Annotated in this window: 17 protein-coding genes, 1 tRNA gene and 1 pseudogene; 8 read left to right on the top strand and 11 right to left on the bottom strand. The window is 70.8% G+C overall.

What is annotated here, in order from left to right; translation table 11 throughout:
* Positions 1–79: 79 nt before the first annotated feature.
* Positions 80–1,639, top strand: a complete 1,560-nt coding sequence (locus tag AB0I69_RS40585) for a GH32 C-terminal domain-containing protein (RefSeq protein WP_363100803.1) — start codon at positions 80–82, stop codon at positions 1,637–1,639.
* Between the two features lie 63 nt (positions 1,640–1,702).
* On the opposite strand, the gene AB0I69_RS40580 is transcribed toward AB0I69_RS40585, so the two are convergent.
* Complete coding sequence (locus AB0I69_RS40580) at positions 1,703–2,692, bottom strand: penicillin-binding transpeptidase domain-containing protein (RefSeq protein WP_363100802.1); 990 nt, start codon at positions 2,690–2,692, stop codon at positions 1,703–1,705.
* Positions 2,693–2,870: 178 nt separating this feature from the next.
* Positions 2,871–3,365 (bottom strand): DUF1877 family protein, encoded by a 495-nt coding sequence (locus AB0I69_RS40575; protein ID WP_363100801.1) that lies wholly within the window; start codon positions 3,363–3,365, stop codon positions 2,871–2,873.
* A 311-nt stretch (positions 3,366–3,676) separates the two neighbouring features.
* Here AB0I69_RS40575 and AB0I69_RS40570 point away from each other — a divergent pair, with 311 nt between their 5' ends.
* Together AB0I69_RS40570 and AB0I69_RS40565 are read left to right on the top strand one after the other, a co-directional pair.
* Complete coding sequence (locus AB0I69_RS40570; RefSeq protein WP_363100800.1) at positions 3,677–4,360, top strand: RNA polymerase sigma factor; 684 nt, start codon at positions 3,677–3,679, stop codon at positions 4,358–4,360.
* 67 nt (positions 4,361–4,427) lie between these two features.
* Positions 4,428–5,189: a hypothetical protein gene (locus AB0I69_RS40565; protein ID WP_363100799.1), complete on the top strand. Its 762-nt coding sequence runs from the start codon at positions 4,428–4,430 to the stop codon at positions 5,187–5,189.
* A 128-nt stretch (positions 5,190–5,317) separates the two neighbouring features.
* Here the strand turns inward: AB0I69_RS40565 and AB0I69_RS40560 are convergent.
* From AB0I69_RS40560 to AB0I69_RS40545, 4 genes are all read right to left on the bottom strand, one after another.
* Positions 5,318–5,394 (bottom strand) — tRNA-Pro (locus tag AB0I69_RS40560).
* 58 nt (positions 5,395–5,452) lie between these two features.
* Positions 5,453–6,367 (bottom strand): YceI family protein, encoded by a 915-nt coding sequence (locus tag AB0I69_RS40555; RefSeq protein WP_363100798.1) that lies wholly within the window; start codon positions 6,365–6,367, stop codon positions 5,453–5,455.
* 87 nt (positions 6,368–6,454) lie between these two features.
* Entirely contained in the window at positions 6,455–7,201 is a 747-nt protein-coding gene (locus tag AB0I69_RS40550) for an NUDIX domain-containing protein (protein ID WP_363100797.1), read from the bottom strand.
* Between the two features lie 26 nt (positions 7,202–7,227).
* Positions 7,228–8,691 (bottom strand): MFS transporter, encoded by a 1,464-nt coding sequence (locus AB0I69_RS40545; RefSeq protein ID WP_363100796.1) that lies wholly within the window; start codon positions 8,689–8,691, stop codon positions 7,228–7,230.
* A 147-nt stretch (positions 8,692–8,838) separates the two neighbouring features.
* On the opposite strand from AB0I69_RS40545, the gene AB0I69_RS40540 reads away from it, so the two are divergent.
* The gene (locus AB0I69_RS40540; RefSeq protein WP_363100795.1) at positions 8,839–9,417 is read left to right on the top strand and encodes a helix-turn-helix domain-containing protein; all 579 of its coding nucleotides are present in this window, start codon (positions 8,839–8,841) and stop codon (positions 9,415–9,417) included.
* An 8-nt stretch (positions 9,418–9,425) separates the two neighbouring features.
* On the opposite strand, the gene AB0I69_RS40535 is transcribed toward AB0I69_RS40540, so the two are convergent.
* The 3 genes from AB0I69_RS40535 to AB0I69_RS40525 are packed head-to-tail and all read right to left on the bottom strand — an operon-like array spanning position 9,426 to position 13,134.
* Positions 9,426–10,505, bottom strand: coding sequence for a maleylacetate reductase (locus tag AB0I69_RS40535; RefSeq protein WP_363100794.1), 1,080 nt, complete (start codon positions 10,503–10,505; stop codon positions 9,426–9,428).
* On the bottom strand, positions 10,502–11,362 hold the full coding sequence (locus AB0I69_RS40530; protein WP_363100793.1) for an intradiol ring-cleavage dioxygenase: 861 nt from the start codon (positions 11,360–11,362) through the stop codon (positions 10,502–10,504). The genes AB0I69_RS40535 and AB0I69_RS40530 overlap by 4 nt, the downstream gene beginning before the upstream one ends.
* A gap of 26 nt (positions 11,363–11,388) precedes the next feature.
* Positions 11,389–13,134, bottom strand: coding sequence for an FAD-dependent monooxygenase (locus tag AB0I69_RS40525; RefSeq protein WP_363100792.1), 1,746 nt, complete (start codon positions 13,132–13,134; stop codon positions 11,389–11,391).
* A 182-nt stretch (positions 13,135–13,316) separates the two neighbouring features.
* On the opposite strand from AB0I69_RS40525, the gene AB0I69_RS40520 reads away from it, so the two are divergent.
* A complete protein-coding gene (locus AB0I69_RS40520; protein ID WP_363100791.1) occupies positions 13,317–15,158 on the top strand; it encodes a helix-turn-helix domain-containing protein in 1,842 nt (613 codons plus the stop codon).
* A gap of 24 nt (positions 15,159–15,182) precedes the next feature.
* Here AB0I69_RS40520 and AB0I69_RS40515 read toward each other — a convergent pair whose 3' ends face one another.
* A complete protein-coding gene (locus tag AB0I69_RS40515; protein ID WP_363100790.1) occupies positions 15,183–15,695 on the bottom strand; it encodes a hypothetical protein in 513 nt (170 codons plus the stop codon).
* Between the two features lie 122 nt (positions 15,696–15,817).
* On the opposite strand from AB0I69_RS40515, the gene AB0I69_RS40510 reads away from it, so the two are divergent.
* Complete coding sequence (locus AB0I69_RS40510) at positions 15,818–16,162, top strand: cupin domain-containing protein (protein ID WP_363100789.1); 345 nt, start codon at positions 15,818–15,820, stop codon at positions 16,160–16,162.
* A 23-nt stretch (positions 16,163–16,185) separates the two neighbouring features.
* On the opposite strand, the gene AB0I69_RS40505 is transcribed toward AB0I69_RS40510, so the two are convergent.
* Entirely contained in the window at positions 16,186–17,217 is a 1,032-nt protein-coding gene (locus AB0I69_RS40505; protein WP_363100788.1) for a LacI family DNA-binding transcriptional regulator, read from the bottom strand.
* A gap of 107 nt (positions 17,218–17,324) precedes the next feature.
* On the opposite strand from AB0I69_RS40505, the gene AB0I69_RS40500 reads away from it, so the two are divergent.
* Together AB0I69_RS40500 and AB0I69_RS40495 are read left to right on the top strand one after the other, a co-directional pair.
* A complete protein-coding gene (locus tag AB0I69_RS40500) occupies positions 17,325–18,500 on the top strand; it encodes a phytanoyl-CoA dioxygenase family protein (protein ID WP_363100787.1) in 1,176 nt (391 codons plus the stop codon).
* Positions 18,501–18,508: 8 nt separating this feature from the next.
* Positions 18,509–18,645 (top strand): annotated as a pseudogene (locus AB0I69_RS40495) (short-chain dehydrogenase); the annotation flags it as partial.

The raw sequence follows: 18,645 nt of genomic DNA, 5'->3' as shown, positions 1-18,645 counted from the left end.
AGGTCTACAGTCCTCGTTCGCAGGAGCCGATTTTTCACGCCCTCTACGTCGTGAGCCGCCACGAGAGGAACGATGCGTCATGCCCGGAACATCGGGGCTTTCCAGGAGATCACTGTTCGCGGGATCGGCGGCGGGCACCGCCGCCGCGCTGCTGTCCGCCGGAACGGCCGCGGCCACCCCTAAGCCCAAGTCCGCGGCGAGCGGGGCGAGTTACCGCGCCGGGTACCACTTCACGGTCCCCGACCAGTGGAAGAACGACCCGCAGCGGCCCGTCTGGATCGACGGCGAGTACCACTACTACTACCTCTACAACGCCGACTACTTCACCGGTGTCGTGGGCACCGCGTGGCGCCTGGCCACCACCGAGGACCTGGTCTCCTTCACCGACCGCGGGGTCGCCGTGCCCAAGGACACCACGGTCAACGGCGATCTCTGGTCGGGTTCGGTGGTGGTCGACACCGGCAACACGGCCGGGTTCGGCGCGGGCGCGGTCGTCGTCATCGTCACCATGTCCCCCGGCGGCGGCACCGACCACCAGGAGCAGTTCCTGTACTACTCGACCGACGGCGGTCTCACCTTCGCCAACTACGGGACCGACCCCATCCTGCCCAACCCCGGCGTCGCCGACTTCCGCGACCCCAAGGTGATCCGCGACGAGGACCGGGGCCGCTGGGTGATGGCCCTCGCCGAGAACGACAAGATCGGTTTCTACCACTCCGACGACCTCAAGTCCTGGACGTACGTGAACGGTTTCGTCCACGACGGCATCGGCGTCCTGGAGTGCCCCGACCTGTTCCGCATCACCGCGGGCGACGGCACCGTGAAATGGGTGCTCGGCGTGAGCGCCAACGGGAAGAGCTCGGGGCTGCCCAACACGTACGCCTACTGGACGGGTTCCTTCGACGGCAGCGCGTTCACCGCTGACACGAGTGACCCGCAGTGGCTCGACCACGGCTGGGACTGGTACGCCGGCGTCACCTTCGAGAAGCGGGACGCGAGCGGTGCGGTGGACGCGGCTGCCCGGTACGCGCTCGGCTGGGTGAACAACTGGGACTACGCCGACACCACGCCCACCATCGACTGCGACGGCTTCAACGGCACCGACTCCGTCGTCCGCGAGATCACCCTGGAGAAGGCGTCCGACGGCACCTACTACCTCGCCTCCCAGCCCGTCGCCGGCCTCGACGCGCACGTCTCCCGCACCGTGAACCTGGGCGACGTGACCGTGAACGGCACGAAGGTGCTCGACTACACCGGTATCTCCTACGAGGTCACGACGGAGATCACCTGGTCCCAACTCACCGGCGCCGGACTCCAGTTGAGGCGCTCACCCAGCGGCGGTCGGCACATCGACGCCGGTATCTACTCCGACTACGCCTTCCTCAACCGACGCAACACCGTGAACGCCGACACGTCCGGCAAGTGGCAGGAGAGCCACACCCCGTTCGACCCGTCCGCCGGCACGGTGAAGCTGCGCATCCTGGTGGACCGCACATCGGTGGAGATGTTCGTCGACGACGGCCGCTATGTGCACACCAGCCAGGTGTTCCCGTACCTGCTGGACACCCGGCTCGCACTGTTCACGATCGGCGGCAGCGCGGTGTTCCGCAACACGGTGATACGCGAGTTCACCGTGTGAGCCGGGCCGGCTACCAGGGCATGGGCACGCAGACCGGCGGACTGTAGGCCGCTGCTGTCGTGGTCAACGGCACTTGTGGCGGTTGCACTTGGCGTGGGTCGTCGGGGTGCCCGGTGTCGGGGCGGGAGCGGTGGTCGTGCTCTTGCCGGGCTTGCCGTCGTGCTTGGTGGGAGCCGTGGACGGGGAGGGCGAGGGCGAGGGGGCGCCGAACTCGTCGGTGCCGTCGCCGAGGGAAGTGGGCGCGGGGAAGGGGGTGTCGGGCAGGCCGGCGAGGGCGGCGCGCATGTACTGGGTCCAGATCGCGGTGGGGATGTCACCGCCGAACACCTTCTGCAGGCCACCGACGCCCACCAGGGATTGCAGCTGTGGGTGGCTGGAGTCCTCGCGGAAGAGGACGACGGAGGTGGCGAGTTGCGGGGTGTAGCCGATGAACCAGGCCGAACGGTAGTCGTCGGTGGTTCCGGTCTTGCCTGCGGCGGTCCTGCCGAGGGTCTGCGCCTTGGTGCCGGTGCCCCGGGCTATGACGCCTCGGAGTACGTCGGTCACGTTGTCGGCGACCGCCGTCGGCAGGGCCCGTACGGGCGCGGGGGCGGTGAAGGCGGTCAGCGCCGAGTCGTTGTGGGTGACCTTCGTGACCGAGTACGGGGCGGTCTGCATTCCGGAGGCGGCGAAGGTGCCGTAGACACTCGCCATCCGAATGGCGCTCGGGGTGGAGGTGCCGATGTAGAAGCCGGCGCTGGGGGCGGCGAGGCTGCTCGGGCGCAGGCCGAGGGATTGCGCCGTCCCCGCCACGTTCCCGTAGCCGACGTCCTCTCCCAGTTGTACGTACGGCGTGTAGACCGAATCCTCCATGGCCTTGCGCAGGGTGATGTAGCCCCAGCGCCGGGAGGTGTCGTTGTGCTGGTGGAGGAGGCCGGTGGGGTCCTTGGGGTCGGCGACGTAGGTGCCCTGCTGGTCCTTGATCCTGATGCCGTCGTCACCGTTGAACCTGCTGGCCGGGGTGATCGCCCGTACGGCTCCTCGCCGTACGTCCCGCCGCTTTCGTCCGTCCACTGCACGAGTCGTGCCCCCTGTCCTGTCCGACCGACACGGTCGCCCGCATGGACAGAGCGAACTCGGCCGGAAGTGTTACACCTCGGTTTCGCATAACGGATCAAAGCGACCTAAGGAGCAAGCCGAACAGGAAATCGGCTGTCGGCCTCGGGCTTCCGACCCCGGCCCTTCACGTGTCTCAGGCCGGCAGCCACTTCACCACCGCGTCTCCGTACTCGGCCGTCTGCGCGTAGAACGCCTTCAGCTCCTGGTGCGCGGCCGCGAACGCACCCCAGGTCTCGGGCTCCGCGGTCACGCCGCCGTATCGCGGCACCAGTTCGTCGCGGGCGACATCCCACAGCGCGTCGAAGTCGGCCGTCGCCAGGAACCCGGCAACCCGGCGGACCTGGGCCGCCGTGAGCACCAGGAACGGCGGCTTGTGCCGGTCGGGGCGGAACACCGGTCGGCCACCGAGCACCACCTGGGCCCGTGGCCGGTCCTCGGCACGATGCGAGAGGGCACCGGCGTAGATCCGCTCCTGGTCCAGATAACACTTGTCCAGCACCTCCTCGTGGTGCCGGCCGAGTCGGTGCCGGACGGTCGCCGAGCTGTCCCCGAACAGTCGTTCAAGCCAGGTCGCGCTGTTGCGCAGTGCCGGGGGCGGCACCGCTCGCAGTCGGAGGTACGTACTCATGCCAGAAGGAGCACACGGGGGCCCCGAAGCATTACGCGACCCGGTGGACCCCCTTCCGGCAAGACCCCCGCGACCGTCGTGCGCACGAGGGTGATGTTGTCGGGCGTACGTGGGTCCGGTACTCCCCCAGCGCCGGGGAGGTGTTGAACCGACCCTCGCGCCGGCGGCGGAGCGCCTGCGATGCCGTGGAGAAGCCTGATGTGTTGTGACACTTCTGTGAGCACGGACGCTGGTCAACATGGGGCCGTCGATGCGACCGGAGCACGGCGGACGGCACGGACCCACTCTGAACGGTGCGAACGAGGACAGTTTTGGGCCAGCTACGGCGACCCCGGCGCGTACAGGCGTACGACGGGGAATTGGGCGCGGCAGTCGAACGAGCCCAGAACGGCGACGAAACCGCCTTCACAATCCTCTACCGGATCCTGCAGCCCAGCCTGCTCGGCTACCTGCACGGGCTTGTCGGCGACGACGCGGAGGACGTGGCGTCGGACGCCTGGCTGGAAATTGCCCGTGACCTCGAACGTTTCAAGGGAGACGGGGCCGGGTTCCGTGGCTGGACCGCGACCATCGCCCGGCACCGTGCGCTGGATCATCTGCGGCGCCAGCGCGTGCGGCCCCGGGCGGGCGGGACCGAACAGGACGTACTGGACCTGCCCGGCCCGCACAGCACCTATGACCAGGCCCTGGAGTCCCTCTCCACCGAGCGGGCCCTGGACCTGGTCCGCGGGCTGCCGCGGGACCAGGCCGAGGCCGTGCTCCTGCGGGTCGTCGTCGGCCTGGACGGTCCCGCCGCCGGCCGCGTCCTCGGCAAGCGCCCAGGAGCAGTGCGCACTTCCGCCCATCGCGGACTGAAACGCCTCGCGCGCCAGCTGGGCGTCGGCAGCGAGATGGACACGGGTGTGACGGATGAGGCTTCCCGAACGCTGGTGGAATCGAAACGGACAACAACAACAGCCGAAATGAACATCGACGGCCACAGTGGGCCGATGTAGCCGATGTACAGACACCAGACGGATATGCCGAACGAATCGAACCTGTCGGACAAGAACGGAAGCGGACATGGGTGAACGGCTGAGCGGCGACGGAGTTCCGGGCCGCCAACGTGTGCACCCTGGTGGCGCCGCGTCCGGCCCGTGGGACGAGCAGGACACCGCCGGACTGGAAGCGACGCTGGACGTCGTCATCCGCGACAGAGAGCTCGACCCCGAGGCCGAGCAGCGCGCCCTGGTCGCCTTCCGGACCACCCGCAACCCGGGCACGCACCGGGCACGGACCCGGCGCCGGGACGACTGGCGACTGCCCGCGAAGCGGCGTGCCGGGCGACCCGTGAAAACGACGTTCGGAGTGGTATTCGCCAGCCTGGCCCTGGGCGGCGTCGCGGTCGCGGCCATCGGTTCCGCCGGCTCGTCCACGGACGGTGCCGGTACCGGCCGGGCGACCGAGCACCCGTCGGTCGCCCCGGACCGGCCGGGCAGTACGGCCTCGTCGGCGCCGAGCGGAGCCGACCGGCCGACGGACGGTTCGTCCCCCGCCCAGGACACCGAAGCCCATTGTCGCGCCTACGAGCAGGTCAAGGACCGCGGCAAGGCGCTCGAAGCGACGGCCTGGCAGCAGCTCGTCGCGGCCGCCGGCGGGAGTGACAAGGTCGCCGCGTACTGCTCCGAGCAACTGGCGCAGGCGACGTCCGCACCGAGCAAGTCGGTCGGCACGGGCAAACCCAGCCAGGCCGCAGACGCCGGCAACGGCACGGCGGGCAACACCGGTTCCTCCGGCAGCGGCCAGACAGGCGCAGCCAAGGGCAAAGGGAAGAAGCCCAAATAACCCTCGCCCCTGCAAGCGAGTTCGCCGAGAGGACGCTTGTCCGACCGCAATGCGACCACCAGCCCTCCAGGAACGCGAAAAGCCGCCCTCCCGTAAATGAGAGAACGGCCTCCGACCCGCATCAAAGCTGGTCGGGACGACAGGATTTGAACCTGCGACCCCTTGACCCCCAGTCAAGTGCGCTACCAAGCTGCGCCACGTCCCGGTCGCGCCACACCCGTTTCCGGGTGAACGCGCAGGTTAACCCTACCGCATGCGCCGGGTCACTTCGGCGGCGTCGGGGTGTCGTGGGTGCGGTACATCGCCTGGATGTCCAGCTCCAGTTGGACGGTGGGGCCGACAACGGCGATGCCCCGGGCGAGCATGCTTCGCCAGTTCAACGTGTAGTCCTCGCGGTGCAGTTCGGCCGTGGCGAGGGCGGCGCAGCGGAGTTCCTCGGCGTAGCCGCCGTTGACGGTGCCCAGGTAGGTGGTGTCCAGGTTCACCGAGCGGCTCACACCGTGCATCGTCAGCGAACCCTGCAACGTCCACTTGCTGCCGCCGCGGTAGGCGAACCGGGTGCTGGCGAAGTCGATGTACGGGTAGCGCTCCACATGGAGGAAGTCGCCGGAGCGCAGGTGATTGTCCCGGGTGGTGTTGCCGGTGGTGATGCTGGACGCGTCGATGCGGACGTGGACCCGGGAGTCGGTCATCTCCTGGGCGATCTGGATACCGCCCTGGAACCGCTCGAACCGGCCGTGCACATGGGCCATGCCGACATGCTTGGCGATGAAGCGGATCGCGGTGTGCGGCGGGTCGAAGAGCCAGGTGCCGGGCGGCGGGAGTTCCTGGGCGCGGCCGGGCTGGAGCCAGACGCGTTCCGTGGGCTCGGCGACTCCGGCGACGATCTCCACCGTCTCCTGGTGCGGCTGGAGTCCCTGGGCCGAGACGAGGATGCTGTAGCGGCCGGGTGGCAGGGCCGCGAGGAAGAAGCCGTACGGGTCGGTCGTACCGGAGGCGGTGACGCGGTGCGAGTCCAGGGCCGTCACCGTCACCTCGGCGGACGCCATGGGCACGCCCATCGGGTCGACGATCTCACGGCCGAGGCCGCCCGCGCCGGGCGGGAGGGGGAGCGAGAGGCCCGCCGCCGTGGCGGGGCCGCCGTGCGGCAGCCAGCGCCTGAGCAGTGCGAGGGCCATGGTGATCACCTTTCTTCACAGCAGTCGTACGCTGCCGATCATGAAGGTTTCGGCGCCGCCACGGGTGTCTCAAATCGAGACACCCGTTCATCCGGCCTCCGCGTAGCGGCGGACGATCGGCTCCAGGTAGTCCGCGTGCGGGCCCACCATGAGCGGGAGTTGGGCCGTCGAGTGGATCAGGAAGATGTTGTCCAGCTCCGGTTCGCGGCCCTGGGCCCGCTCCGCCGCCGCCATCGCCTTGAACCGCTCGCGCAGCCACGTCTCCGGGAGGGACGGCGCGCGGAAGAGGACACCGATGCTGCCGTTTCCGGCGCGGGTCACGTTCCAGAGGGTGAGGTCGTCGGGTCGGGTGTCGATGCCGGTCTCCTCGATCAACTCCCGTGCGGCGTGGCGGTACAGGGCGCTCATGTCGAGCGGTTCGTCGCCTTCGGGGGGTTCGAGCGAGCCGCCCGGCAGTTGCCAACGTCCCGGTGCCGCTGTCGAGTTCGACATACGGCCGACCAACAGGCGTCCGTCGTCGGCCGGTTGGAGGACGGAGACGAAGAACGACGGCAGCCACGAGGTCGAGAACGGGACGCGCCGCAGGGCGAAGTGCCGGTACGTCGTCCTGACCCAGGAGACGGTGAGGTCGTCCGGCCCCTCCCGACTCGTGCCCGCACACACCAGGACCGGCCCGTCGAAGAAGCTCGGGTTGTCCCGTACCTTCGCGTCCCACACCTGGTCCATCGCCAGCCGCTCCTCGGGTGTGAGCCGAGGAGCGGCGGTCTCGACGAACCGGAGCCGGTGCACGTCCAGGAGTTCGGCACCGGAACCCCGCGCGCTCTGTTCGATCATCACCTCATGCTGGCACACCGGCCGGGTCAGTTCAGGGCGCCGGGAGCCGTCACCGACGCTTCCTCCTCCGCCTTCAGGAGCGCCGACCGGGAACCACCGACAGTCGTTCCTCCGCTACGGCCGGACCGTCGCGCCGGCACCATGAGCGCGGCCAGTGCGGCGGCGAGGAGGAGCACCGCGAGCAGGGCGAACCCGTGGGTGTACCCGGAGCCGTACGGCAGCCCCGAGGTCTGCAGGTGGCCGGTGACCAGGACGCTGGTCACCGCGGCGCCGATGGAGCCGCCGATGGTGCGGATGTTGGCGTTCATGCCGGTGGCGGCGCCGGTCTGCTCGGGCGGGACGCTGCCGACGATGAGGTTGGCCATGGAGGCGAAGGCGAGTCCGATGCCGAAGCCGAAGATGCCTGCCACCAGGGCTATTTGCCACTGCTGGTCGTGCCAGAGGGCGAGGATGCCGCAGGCGACCGCGCCGAGGGCGGCACCGGTCGTGAGCAGCGCCTTGGCACCTACGACGGGCTCCAGTCGGCCGCTGAGCACGCCGGAGACGAACATCGCGAGCAGCATCGGGAGCATGAGGAGTCCGGACGCGGTCACGCTGGCGCCGAAGCCGTAGCCGGCGGACGAGGGGGTCTGGACGAAGCCGGGCAGGAAGGACCAGATCGAGTACATGCCCGCGCCGAACAGCAGCGCGGCGGTGTTGGTGGTCCACACGGACGGCAGTCGCATCACCTTGAGGTCGATGAGCGGGCTGCGGGAGCGGGCCTCCGAGAACAGCCAGGCCGCGAAGAGTACGACGGCCGCGGCGAACAGGCCGACGACCCGCACGGAGCCCCAGCCCCAGCTGCCGGCCTGGCTCAGCGGCAGCAGCAGGGCGACCAGCCAGCCCGAAAGGAGCACGGCGCCCAGCCAGTTGACCCGTCCGTCGGCACGGTTCGGCGACTCGGGGACGTAGCGCAGGGCGATGAGCGTGGTGACGGCGACGATGCCGACGGGGAACCAGAACAGCCAGCGGTAGTCCAGCGCGGACACGATGGGACCGGCGGCCACCATGCCGACGCCACCGCCCGCGGCGATCACGGCGGACAGGTTGCTGATGCTGCCGGGGACTCGGGACGCGTCGAACTCGTCGCGGATGATGCCGAAGGACAGCGGGAACAGTGCGCCGCCGATGCCCTGGACGACCCGGGCGATGATCAGGACGCCGATGTTGGGGGCGAGCGCGGCGACCAGACAGCCGGCGAGCACCGCCAGGAGGACGGCGACGAGGGTGCGTTTCTTGCCGACCAGGTCGCCGACGCGGCCGAGTATCGGGGTGAAGACCGAGGCGGACAGCAGATAGGCCGTCATCACCCAGGTCGCGGTGGACTGGGAGGTGTGCAGCGCGTGCTGGACGGTCGGCAGGGCCGGTGCGATCAGCGACTGCAGCATGGAGAACACGCCCGCACCGGTCGCGAGGACCGCGAAGGTGAGGCGGGTGGACTTGCGGGGCATGGAGAGCCTCTCCGAAAACAAGCGAACGGGGGCGCGCCCGCGCAGGCTTTACGGCGGAACGCGCCCACACTGCTAAAGTGGAGGTACCCCTCCACCATAACGGAGGCATCCCTCCGGTTCAACCCAGCCCGCCCCCGGGAGGCACCCGTGACGGCCCAGCCGTTCCCCGTCAGCGAGATCGTCGCCGCGCAGCGCCCGCACCGTAAGGACGCGGCCCGCAACTACGACGCCCTGCTGGCCGCCGCCCGCGAGGCCTTCGCGGAGCACGGCTCGGAGGCCTCGCTGGAGGACATCGCGCGGCGCGCGGGCGTCGGCATCGGCACCCTCTACCGCAACTTCCCGACCCGCCGGGCCCTCTTCGAGAGCGTCTACGCGGACGACGTGAACGCCCTGTGCCAGGCCGCGCTGTCCCTCGCCGACCAGGAGCCGTGGGAGGCGCTGACCTCGTGGCTGAACCGGTTCGCGGGCTACATGGTGACCAAGCAGGCGGTGCGCGAGGCGCTGGACAACGACTCGGAGATCTTCGGGACCTGCCGCGAGTCGATGTTCTCGGCGGGCGGCCCGCTGTTCGAGCGCGCGCAGAAGGCGGGCTCGGCCCGCACGGACATGGACTTCGGTGATCTGCTGCGGCTGGTGGCCGGGGTCACCGGCACGACGTTCGTGGACGACACCCAGCGCGACCGCGTCCTGGCCATCGCGCTGGACGGCGTCCGCACGAACCACTGACAGACCGTTTACGCAGGGGGCGTTCCCTCGTACGCCGCGCGCAGCAACGCGAGTACGCCGTCCTCGGTGACCGGCCGGGGATTGGCGTACGCCTGACTCACCGCCTGTGCGGCAGCCGTCACCAAGTCGCTCTCCTTCAGGCCGAGTTCGGCGAGCGAGCGCGGTGCGCCGAGCCGCCCGGCCAGCTCCCACAGGGCCACCGGGGCAGCACCCACGTCCTCCGCGCCGAGCGCACGGGCCACGGCGGTGGCCGCTTCCGGTGCGGCGGGCGCGTTGTACGCCAGCGCGTACGGCAGCACCACCGTGTGCGTCTCGGCGTGGGGCAGGCCGAAGGTGCCGCCGAGGACATGGCACAGCTTGTGGTGCAGGCCCATGGTCGTGGCGCCGAGGCACGAACCGCACAGCCACGCCCCGTACAGGGCACGGCCCCGGGCGTCCAACGACCGCGGCTCGGCGGCCAGTTCGGGCAGCGCGCCCGCCAACGCCCGTACGCCTTCCTCCGCCATCAGCGCGATCAGGGGTGAGGTGTCCGGGGCGTACAGGGCTTCCACGGCGTGCGCGACGGCGTTGACGCCGCTGGTCACCGTGAGCGGGATCGGGAGTTCCAGGGTGAGTTCGGGGTCGTAGACGACGCTGCGGGGCAGGACGGCGGGGTCGCGGCCGGTGCGTTTGGCGCCGTGTTCGGTGAGGCCCCAGACCGGGGTCATCTCGGAGCCGGAGTAGGTGGAGGGCACGGCGATCAGCGGGAGGCCGGTGCGCAGGGCGATGGCCTTGCCGAGGCCGATCGCCGAGCCGCCGCCCACCGCCACACATCCGTCGGCGCCCAGCGTGCGCGCCAACTCGACCGCCCGGTCGGCGACTTCGACCGGGACGTGCATCTTCGCCTCCGCGTGCACCCCGACGCACGCCTCCCCCAGCGAGTCGGCGACCGCCTGCGCGGTGTCGGCGCCGCGCGCCCCGGAGAGCACCAACACCCGTCGCAGCCCGAGCCGTTCGGCCTCGCCGGCGGTCGCGGTCAGCGCGGCGCCGGGACGGAGGACGACCCGCATGGGCTGGGCGACGTAGGCGAAGTCGAGGAAGTCCTTCACGACCGCTGCTCCAGTACGAGGTCGAACCGGGCGTGGCGGAAGGGGTTCTCGATGCCGAACTCCCGTGCCAGGGACGGGTCGTCGGTGACGGTGAAGTCCTCGACGAGGCTCTCCTTGACGGCGAAGACGGCGTCGGAGTCGAGGTAGTCGCTGCCCGCGACGAAGATGTGCGTGGTGACCGGGGTGTGGCCGTCGGCCGAGGCGATGAAGTGGATGTGGGCGGGGCGGTAGGGGTGGCGGCCCGTTGCTTTGAGGAGTTCGCCGACCGGGCCGTCCGTGGGGATCGGGTACGGGCTCGGCACACAGGTGCGGAACCAGAAGCGGCCCTCGGCGTCCGTGGTGAACAACCCCCTTCCGTTGCCCGGGGGTTGGACGTCCGGGCGCTGCACGTCGTAGAAGCCGTTGCCGTCCGCCTGCCAGACGTCCAGGACGGCGCCCGGCAGCGGGGTGCCGTCCCCGGAGACGATCCGGCCGCTGACCACGCACGGCTCGCCGCCGCCCACCAGGTCGATGTTCGCGCCGAGTTCGCGGCCCGGGGACTCGGTCATGTGGAAGGGGCCGAGGACCGTCGACTCGGTGGAACCGGCGGCCCGGTCACCGTTGATCGTCTCCACCAGCATCGACAGGCCGAGCACGTCCGACAGGAGGATGAACTCCTGCCGGGTGTCCGTGCAGGTCTGGCCGGTCTCCGTCAGGAAGCCGATCGCCCGCTCCCACTCCGCCTGGGTGAGACGGGTCTCCCGTGCGAACGCGTGGAGGTGCTGGATCAGGCCGGTCAGCAGTTCACGCAGCCGTGGATCCGCGGTCCCGTTCAGGCTCGCGACGGCCTCGTCGGTGACGGTCACGTGAGTGGTCATTGCGGCTCCCTACCCGATACGAAATGTCAGCCGTGCCCGAGGATGCGTCGCAGCGCGTCCGTGAGCAACTGTTCGGCGTTCTCGGCCGCGTCGGCGTGGCGAAAAGCGACATAGCCGTCGGGGCGCACGAGCAGGGCGCCCGCGTCGGACACCTCGCTCAGGCGGGCCCAGTCGCCGTACGGGTCGTCGTACTCCTGGCCGGGGCCGACGACGACCGTGGCGATGTCGAGGGGCTGCTTCGCGGCGGCCCGCACCCAGGCGTCGCCGCCGATTCCGGTGAGGAGGGTGAAGCGGCCCTTGCCGACCGTGTCGAGGGTCGAGACGGTACGGGTGCCGGAGGTGATCCAGGCGTGCGGGAGCTTGGCGCCGGGGCGGGAGCTCGGCTGGTGGTACAGCTCGGGGTCGCGGTCGAAGCCGGGGTCGGGCGTGCCGTCGGGCACGACCGCGATCGAACTCTCCGCGGAATAGCGCTGGTTGAGGTCGACGCCGTGCGCGTTGAACTCGTAGACCTTGAAGGCGATGGCCTCGCGCAGCGCGGCCCGCTGCTTACCGGCGGCCTCGGTGGCGTCCTTGCGGGCGTCGATGTTGGCCCACAACTGCTCGGGCGTCTGCGGGGAGAGCCCGTCGAGCGCCTCGAAGATCGGGGCGGTCTCGCCGATGGACTTGTTGGCGCGGGTGACGATCTGCTTGCCGACCGGCGCGCGTTCGGCGTCGTAGGTGTCGAGCAGCTTGAACGTGGCGGTGCCGTCGAGGACCAGCTTCAGCTTCCAGGCCAGGTTGTAGGCGTCCTGGATCGACGTGTTGGAGCCGAGCCCGTTGGACGGCGGGTGACGGTGCACGGCGTCTCCGGCGCACAGGACACGCCCGTTGCCGTACGTCTCCGCGTACATCTCGTTGACCGTCCACGCCGAGGACGACTTGATGGTCACCGGGATGTCGTCGTCGCCGACCAACTGCCGTACGACGGACAGGGCGTACTCCTCAGTGAGGTCGGGGGCGCCGGCGCTCACGTCGTAGCCCCACACGATCAGCCACTCGTTCCACGGCTTGACGCAGCGCACCAGGCCCGCGCCGATGCCGCCGACGGTGGCGCCGGGGGCGAGCACCCAGTAGAGGGTGGAGGGGCGGTGGGCGGTGTACTTGCTCAGGTCCGCGTCGAAGACGATGTTGATGCTGCCCGCGACGCCCATCTGGCCGCCCATCGGCAGCCCGGCGTCCTCCGCGACCTGGGAACGGCCGCCGTCCGCGCCGATGAGGTACTTGGCGCGGATCTGGTACTCGTCGCCGCGCAGCCCGTCCTCGACAGTGACCGTGACGCCGTCCTCGTCCTGGACGAAGGACTTGTAGACCGTGCTGAAGCGGACGTTCGAGCCGCGGGCGAGCGCCGCGTCGATCAGCACCGGCTCCATCAGGTGCTGCGGCATGTCGCACATGCGGGTCGGGCTGGCCAGGTCGTGGGCGGCCTGGACGAGCGGGTCGTTGCCCCAGGAGCGGATCCGGCCGAGTTCCTCGCCGGCCATGCTGGTGCAGAACGTGGTGTTGCCCATCAGGTTCTGCGGTGTCGCCTTGGCCAGCACCTCGTCCTCGACGCCGAGGTCGCGCAGGACCTCCATGGTGCGCTGGTTGGTGATGTGCGCGCGGGGCGTTCTGGTGAGGCGCGAGTAGCGCGTGACGACGATATGGGGCACGCCGTAGGTGCTCAGCGCCAGCGCGGCGGCGGCGCCGGCCGGGCCGCTGCCCACGATCAGTACGTCGGTCTCGACAACGTGCACGGCGGGACGCTCCAGGGGTGAGGCAGGGGTGCGACGGAGGTCGGACAGGTTGAGACAGAGGTGAGAAAGGCACCGACTCTTCACGATCATCATGCGGCTCGGACACGCGCGGGTGTCTCATTACGAGACAGTTACAGCCCCCCGGCGGCTGCCGCCACGGGCCCGATACGGTGAGAGGCGTCATGACCATCGTGGAGCACTCCCCCGCCCTCGCCCCGCTGCGCCAGGCGCGCGAGCGGTTCCTCAGTGGCCGCCCGCTGCCCGACGGCGTCCCGGACGAGGTCCTCGCCGCCTGGCGCCGCGCCCGCTTCTTCGGCGTACGGCACGACCTCGATGGACCGGTCCACGAACCCGAACCACCCGCCGAATCCGCCCTGTTGGAGGCGGCACGGCCCGTGCTGGACCGCATCGCGCCGGCGCTCGGCCACTCGGCGCTGCTCCTCACCGACGAGCGGCTGCGGGTGCTGTGGACCACGGGCGAGGCCCCCGGCGACGACCGGTGCCGCGACCTGTCCGAGCGGGAGGTGGGCCACAACAGCGCGGCCCTCGCCCTGCGCACCCGGCGCCGGGCCGAGGTGCACGGGCCCGAGCACTTCCTCGACGTGTGGCAGGACGTGTCCGCGGTCAGCGTGCCCCTGTTCGCCCCGGATTCCGGCCAGGTGCTGGGCACGGTGACCGTCGCGTCCGGCCTGTGCGCCGGCTGCGGCCCGCACCCCGGAGCCGCCCTCGCCGAGGCGGCGGCCACCGCGGTGGAAGCGGAACTACTCGCCCGCTCCCGCACCGCCGAACGGGTGCTCCTCGACGCCTACACCCGCGCCGCCCACGGCCCGGACCGCGCGGTCGTCGCCCTCGACGGCCGCAACCGCCTGATCAGCGAGGCCGCGGTCCGCCTCGCGACACCTCAGGTACTGGCCGCGCTGGAACGGTCCAGCACGAGCGAGCGAGCCTCCGGCGCACGGCCGCCCCACGACTCACGATCGCCTCAGGACACCGGGTGCGGTCCGGTGTTGGAACGGTCCCGCGACGCCGGGGGCGCTCCGAGCCGGGAGCGGCCCGCCGGCACGGGGTGCGGTCCAGCGGTGGAACGGTCCTACAGCGTGACGCTCCCCGCCGACGCCGGGTGCACCGCCGAGATCACTCCCGTACGGCATGAGGGGCGCGTCCTCGGGATCGTCGCCGTACTGGAAGCGCGCGCCGCCGAGGTGCGGGTACCGCGTCTCGCTCCGCGCCCCGCGCTGGCGCTCGCGGGTGGTTCGGTGCCCTGGCGGCACGCGGTCGCCCGGGCGGTCGAGCTGGCCCGGGTCCGTGAGCCCCTGCTGCTGACCGGCGAGCGCGGGAGCGGCAAGACCGCGCTGGCCCGTGAGCTGCTCGGTGAGCGAGTGCCACTGGTCGCGGATGCCGCCGAGTCGCCCGAACTCGGCGTGAAGTACAGCGAGTTGGCCGACGGCCGCCCGCTGCTCCTGCGGCACGCGGAACGGCTGGCCCAGCCGGACGTCGCCGCGCTCAACTCCCTGCTCGACGAGCACCCCGACGTCTGGCTGCTGGTCACCTACACGCCCGGCACTCCCCCGGGCCCCTGCTTCCAGCGGCTCCTGGACACCCTGGCGCCCCGGTCGGTGACCCTGCCCGCGCTGCGTGAACGCCCGGAGGACGTACGGGAGTTGCTGCCGGTGCTGGCGCCCCGCCCGATCCCGGGACAGCCCCCGCTCGCCTGGACCCTGGACGCGCTGCGGGCCCTGGAGGAACATCCCTGGCCCGGGAACGTCACCGAACTCGCCCATGTCGTCAGGGCGTTGGCGGAACACCGGCGGGTCACCGGCCCGGTGCGGCGGGCCGAGCTGCCCGATCCCGTCCGGGAGGGCCCGGCGGCGCGGCGGCTCAGCCCGATGGAGCACGCCGAACGCGCGGCGATCCTGGCCGCGTTGCGCCGGAACGGCGGCAACAAGGCACGGGCGGCAGCCGCGTTGGGGATCGGCCGGGCGACGCTGTACCGCAAGCTGCGCGGCTACCAAGGCATCTCGTAGGCCCACAGGCGGGCCGAACGGCGTTTATTTGATCAGGGCGTTGGCCACGACGACCACCACTCCGAGCAGCGCGTCCACCGCCCCGATGACCACGGCGGCCGTCCAACTCCGCGCCGACCAGCGGGCCGTGACCAGCCCCAGGCAGAACAGCAGCGCGATGTTGAGGACGAAGGCCGCGTACTCGACGCCGTTCGCCGGCCACCAGCCCCAGCCCGCCCCGGCGAGCAGCAGCACGGTGGGCAGCGCGGCGGCGACCAGCGGCCACTCGTCGCGCAGGGTGCGCAGGGCGTCCCAGCGGCGGTGCGGAGCGCGCTCGGCGATGAAGTGGGCGTACCCGTGGGCCAGCGCCGAGGCGCCCGCGGTCACCAGCAGCCACAGGGCGTCGTAGCGGCGGCTGCCCTTGGAGGTGTGGCCGTACTGGGTGAGCGCGGCGACCATCGAGCAGGCCAGGACGGAGCCGTAGACGCCCCCGAAGAGGATGTTCTCCCGGGTCTCGTGCGGGTGCGGCTCGGGGACGGCTGCCGTGGTCTGCGCCATGCCCTCCACGATCACCCGGCCCCGCCCGGGCCGCCACTCCGCGACGAAGTGTCCTCCGACCTGGGCCGATACCCCACACAGTGTCCACGCCTGGACCGGTCCACCCCGGCTAGGGTCGCGGCATGACGCACAGTTTCGTAGTCCGTATCCCCGACGCCGAGCTCGAACCCGAGCCGCTCGATCCGGCGCAGATCGTCTCCGGTACGCCCGAGGTCACCGGGAAGGTCGTGTGGGAGTCCGAGGACGGCAGGCAGCTCCGCGGGATCTGGCAGATCACCCCGGGTGTCGTCACCGACACCGAGGCGGACGAGCTGTTCGTCGTGATCAGCGGGTCGGCCACCATCGAGGTCGAGGGCGGCGAAACCCTGAAGGTCGGCCCCGGGGACATGGCCGTGCTGCACGAGGGCGACCGTACGACGTGGACCGTGCACGAGACGCTGCGCAAGGCGTACGCCATCAATCTGTGAGCAGGTTCAGCCTCTGAACGGGCTCAACGCGGCGTCGGCACAGGCATGTTGTAGGGCGTGACGACCTGGATCGCGGACGGCAGGGTCGGGCCCGCGGGCGGCAGCGCGTCATGCGCGCGCATGACGATGCGGCAGGCCTCGCGGACGTCCTGGCGCAGGTCGTGGTGGAGGACGGCGGACAGCTGCTGCTCGTGCAGCAGCCGGGTGTTGTCGTGGTCGAGGTCGTGCGCGACGAACACGGCGCACTCGCGGCCCAGGTCGGCGAAGGCGCGCAGGGTCGCGATGTTGCCGCCGCCGATCGAGTAGACCGCGCGGATGTCCGGGTCGCGCTTCAGGGCGGCCCGGACGAGCTCGTACTGGGTGGCGTCCAGGCCGTGGCCCTCGGTGATCTCGACGAGGGCCCGATCCGGGTAGCGGGCGCGCATGGTGCTGCGGAAGCCCATCTCGCGTTCCTCCTCGTTGCGGAAGAACCCGCTGCTCAGGCTGGTGAGGACGTTGCCGGGGCGGTCGCCGAGCCACTGGCCCATCAGATAGGCGGCCGTCGCGCCCGCCGCCCGGTTGTCTATGCCGACGTAGGCCAGGCGGGCGCTGGCGGGCAGGTCGGTGACCAGGGTGACGACCGGGATACCGGCGGCGACGAGCCGGCCGACTGCGGTGGTGATCTCGGGGACGTCCGGTGCCTTGAGGATGACGCCCTGCGAGCCGCGCCGCGCGATCCGGTCCAGGGTCCCGACCAGCTCCTTCACCGGCGCGGTCTCCCGGAAGTGGAAGCGGGAGCGCACGACGGCCGGGTGCAGGTCGGGCAGCTCGGCCTCCAGCGCGGTCCGTACGGCGGTGGAGAACCGCTCCGGCGTCTGCATCACGATGTCGATCATGAACGTACGGCCCACCAGCCGGACCTGGGTGCGCTGCCGGTCGAGGTCGGCGATGGCCTGGCGCACCTCACGCTGCGTGCTCTCGCGCACACCGCCCCTGCCGTTCAGGACCCGGTCCACGGTGGCCTCGCTGAGGCCCGCCTGACGTGCTATTTCGCGGATCGGGAAGGGGTGGCCCACGGGTCGCCTCCCTGAGGGGTTTTTGATGGCCGGTTGCTGGTTGTTCGAAGGGTTTGTACTGACAAGAATGACAGAGCCGCACCACTCCGTGACCCGAGGGGACGACGATGTCCTTCACATCAACAGGAACCCGCACCTGGCTCACCGAGCAGGACTGCGACCTCGACACCTTCCGCGCGCTCGTCGAGCAGCCGACCGACCTGGCCGACTTCCCGTACGCGTCCTCGGTCGAGCGGAACGTCCTCGTCTACGACAGCGACCGCCTCCGCAAGTCCGTGGCGGCCGGCGAGCGCCGCGAGGTGCAGGCCGAGCTGGTGCGGGCGTTCGCCGAGGGACCCGGCATCGTGGTCCTTCAGGGTGCCTTCCCGGATCTGTCGGTGGTGGACCGTTCCACCGAGGTGTTCGAGGCCCTGATCGCCGAGCAGCGCGCCTCGGGCGCGGGCGCCGGCGACCACTTCGCGAGGCCGGGGGCCAACGACCGGGTGTGGAACGCGCTGGAGAAGGCCGCGCTCTACGACCCGGAGGCGTTCGCCGACTACTACGCGAACGACATCCTGGCCCTGGTGTCCGTCGCCTGGCTCGGCCCCGGCTACCAGGTCACCTCGCAGGTCAACGTGGTCCACCCGGGCGGCGCCGCACAGACCGTGCACCGCGACTACCACCTCGGGTTCCTCACGAACGAGGTCGCCGCCGACTACCCGGCGCACGTGCACCGCCTCTCCCCCGTGCTCACCCTCCAAGGGGCGGTCGCGCACTGCGACATGCCGGTCGAGTCCGGGCCGACGATGTACCTGCCACACTCCCAGAAGTACGAGCCGGGCTATCTGGCGTGGCGACTCCCGGAATTCCAGGCCTACTTCGAGTCGCACCACATCCAACTGCCCCTCGCCAAGGGCGATGCCGCGTTCTTCAACCCGGCGCTGTTCCACGCAGCCGGCACCAACCGCACGGCGGACGTCCGGCGCATGGCCAACCTGCTCCAGGTGTCCTCCGCGTTCGGGCGTGCCATGGAGACCGTGGACCGCGAGGCCGTCACCAACGCGGTCTTCCCGGTGCTGCTGAAGCGCAAGGCCGAGGGTGCGGGCGAGGAGTGGCTGGACACGGTCGTCGCGGCGAGTGCCGAGGGCTATCCGTTCCCGACCAACCTCGACAACGACCCGCCGGTCGAGGGTCTGGCCCCGCCCTCGCAGGCCGACCTCGTACGCCGTGCGGTGCGTGAGGGGTGGGACCCGCAGGCGCTCCGCGGGGAGCTGCGGGCCGGTGCCGAGCGGCGCGAGAGCTGAGGAGCGCCATGGGACTTGCTGAACTCACGGGACTTCTGGACGGCAGGGTCGTCCTCGTCAACGGCGGCAGCCAGGGCATCGGCGCGGGCATCGTCCGAGCGGCCGTACGGGAAGGCGCGAGCGTCGTCTTCACCGGCCGCCGCGC

This window comes from Streptomyces sp. NPDC050508, from assembly GCF_040655155.1.
Taxonomy (GTDB): Bacteria; Actinomycetota; Actinomycetes; order Streptomycetales; family Streptomycetaceae; genus Streptomyces.
The sequence above is the reverse complement of the archived record's forward strand: the minus strand, read 5'-3'. Positions and strand labels throughout refer to the sequence as shown.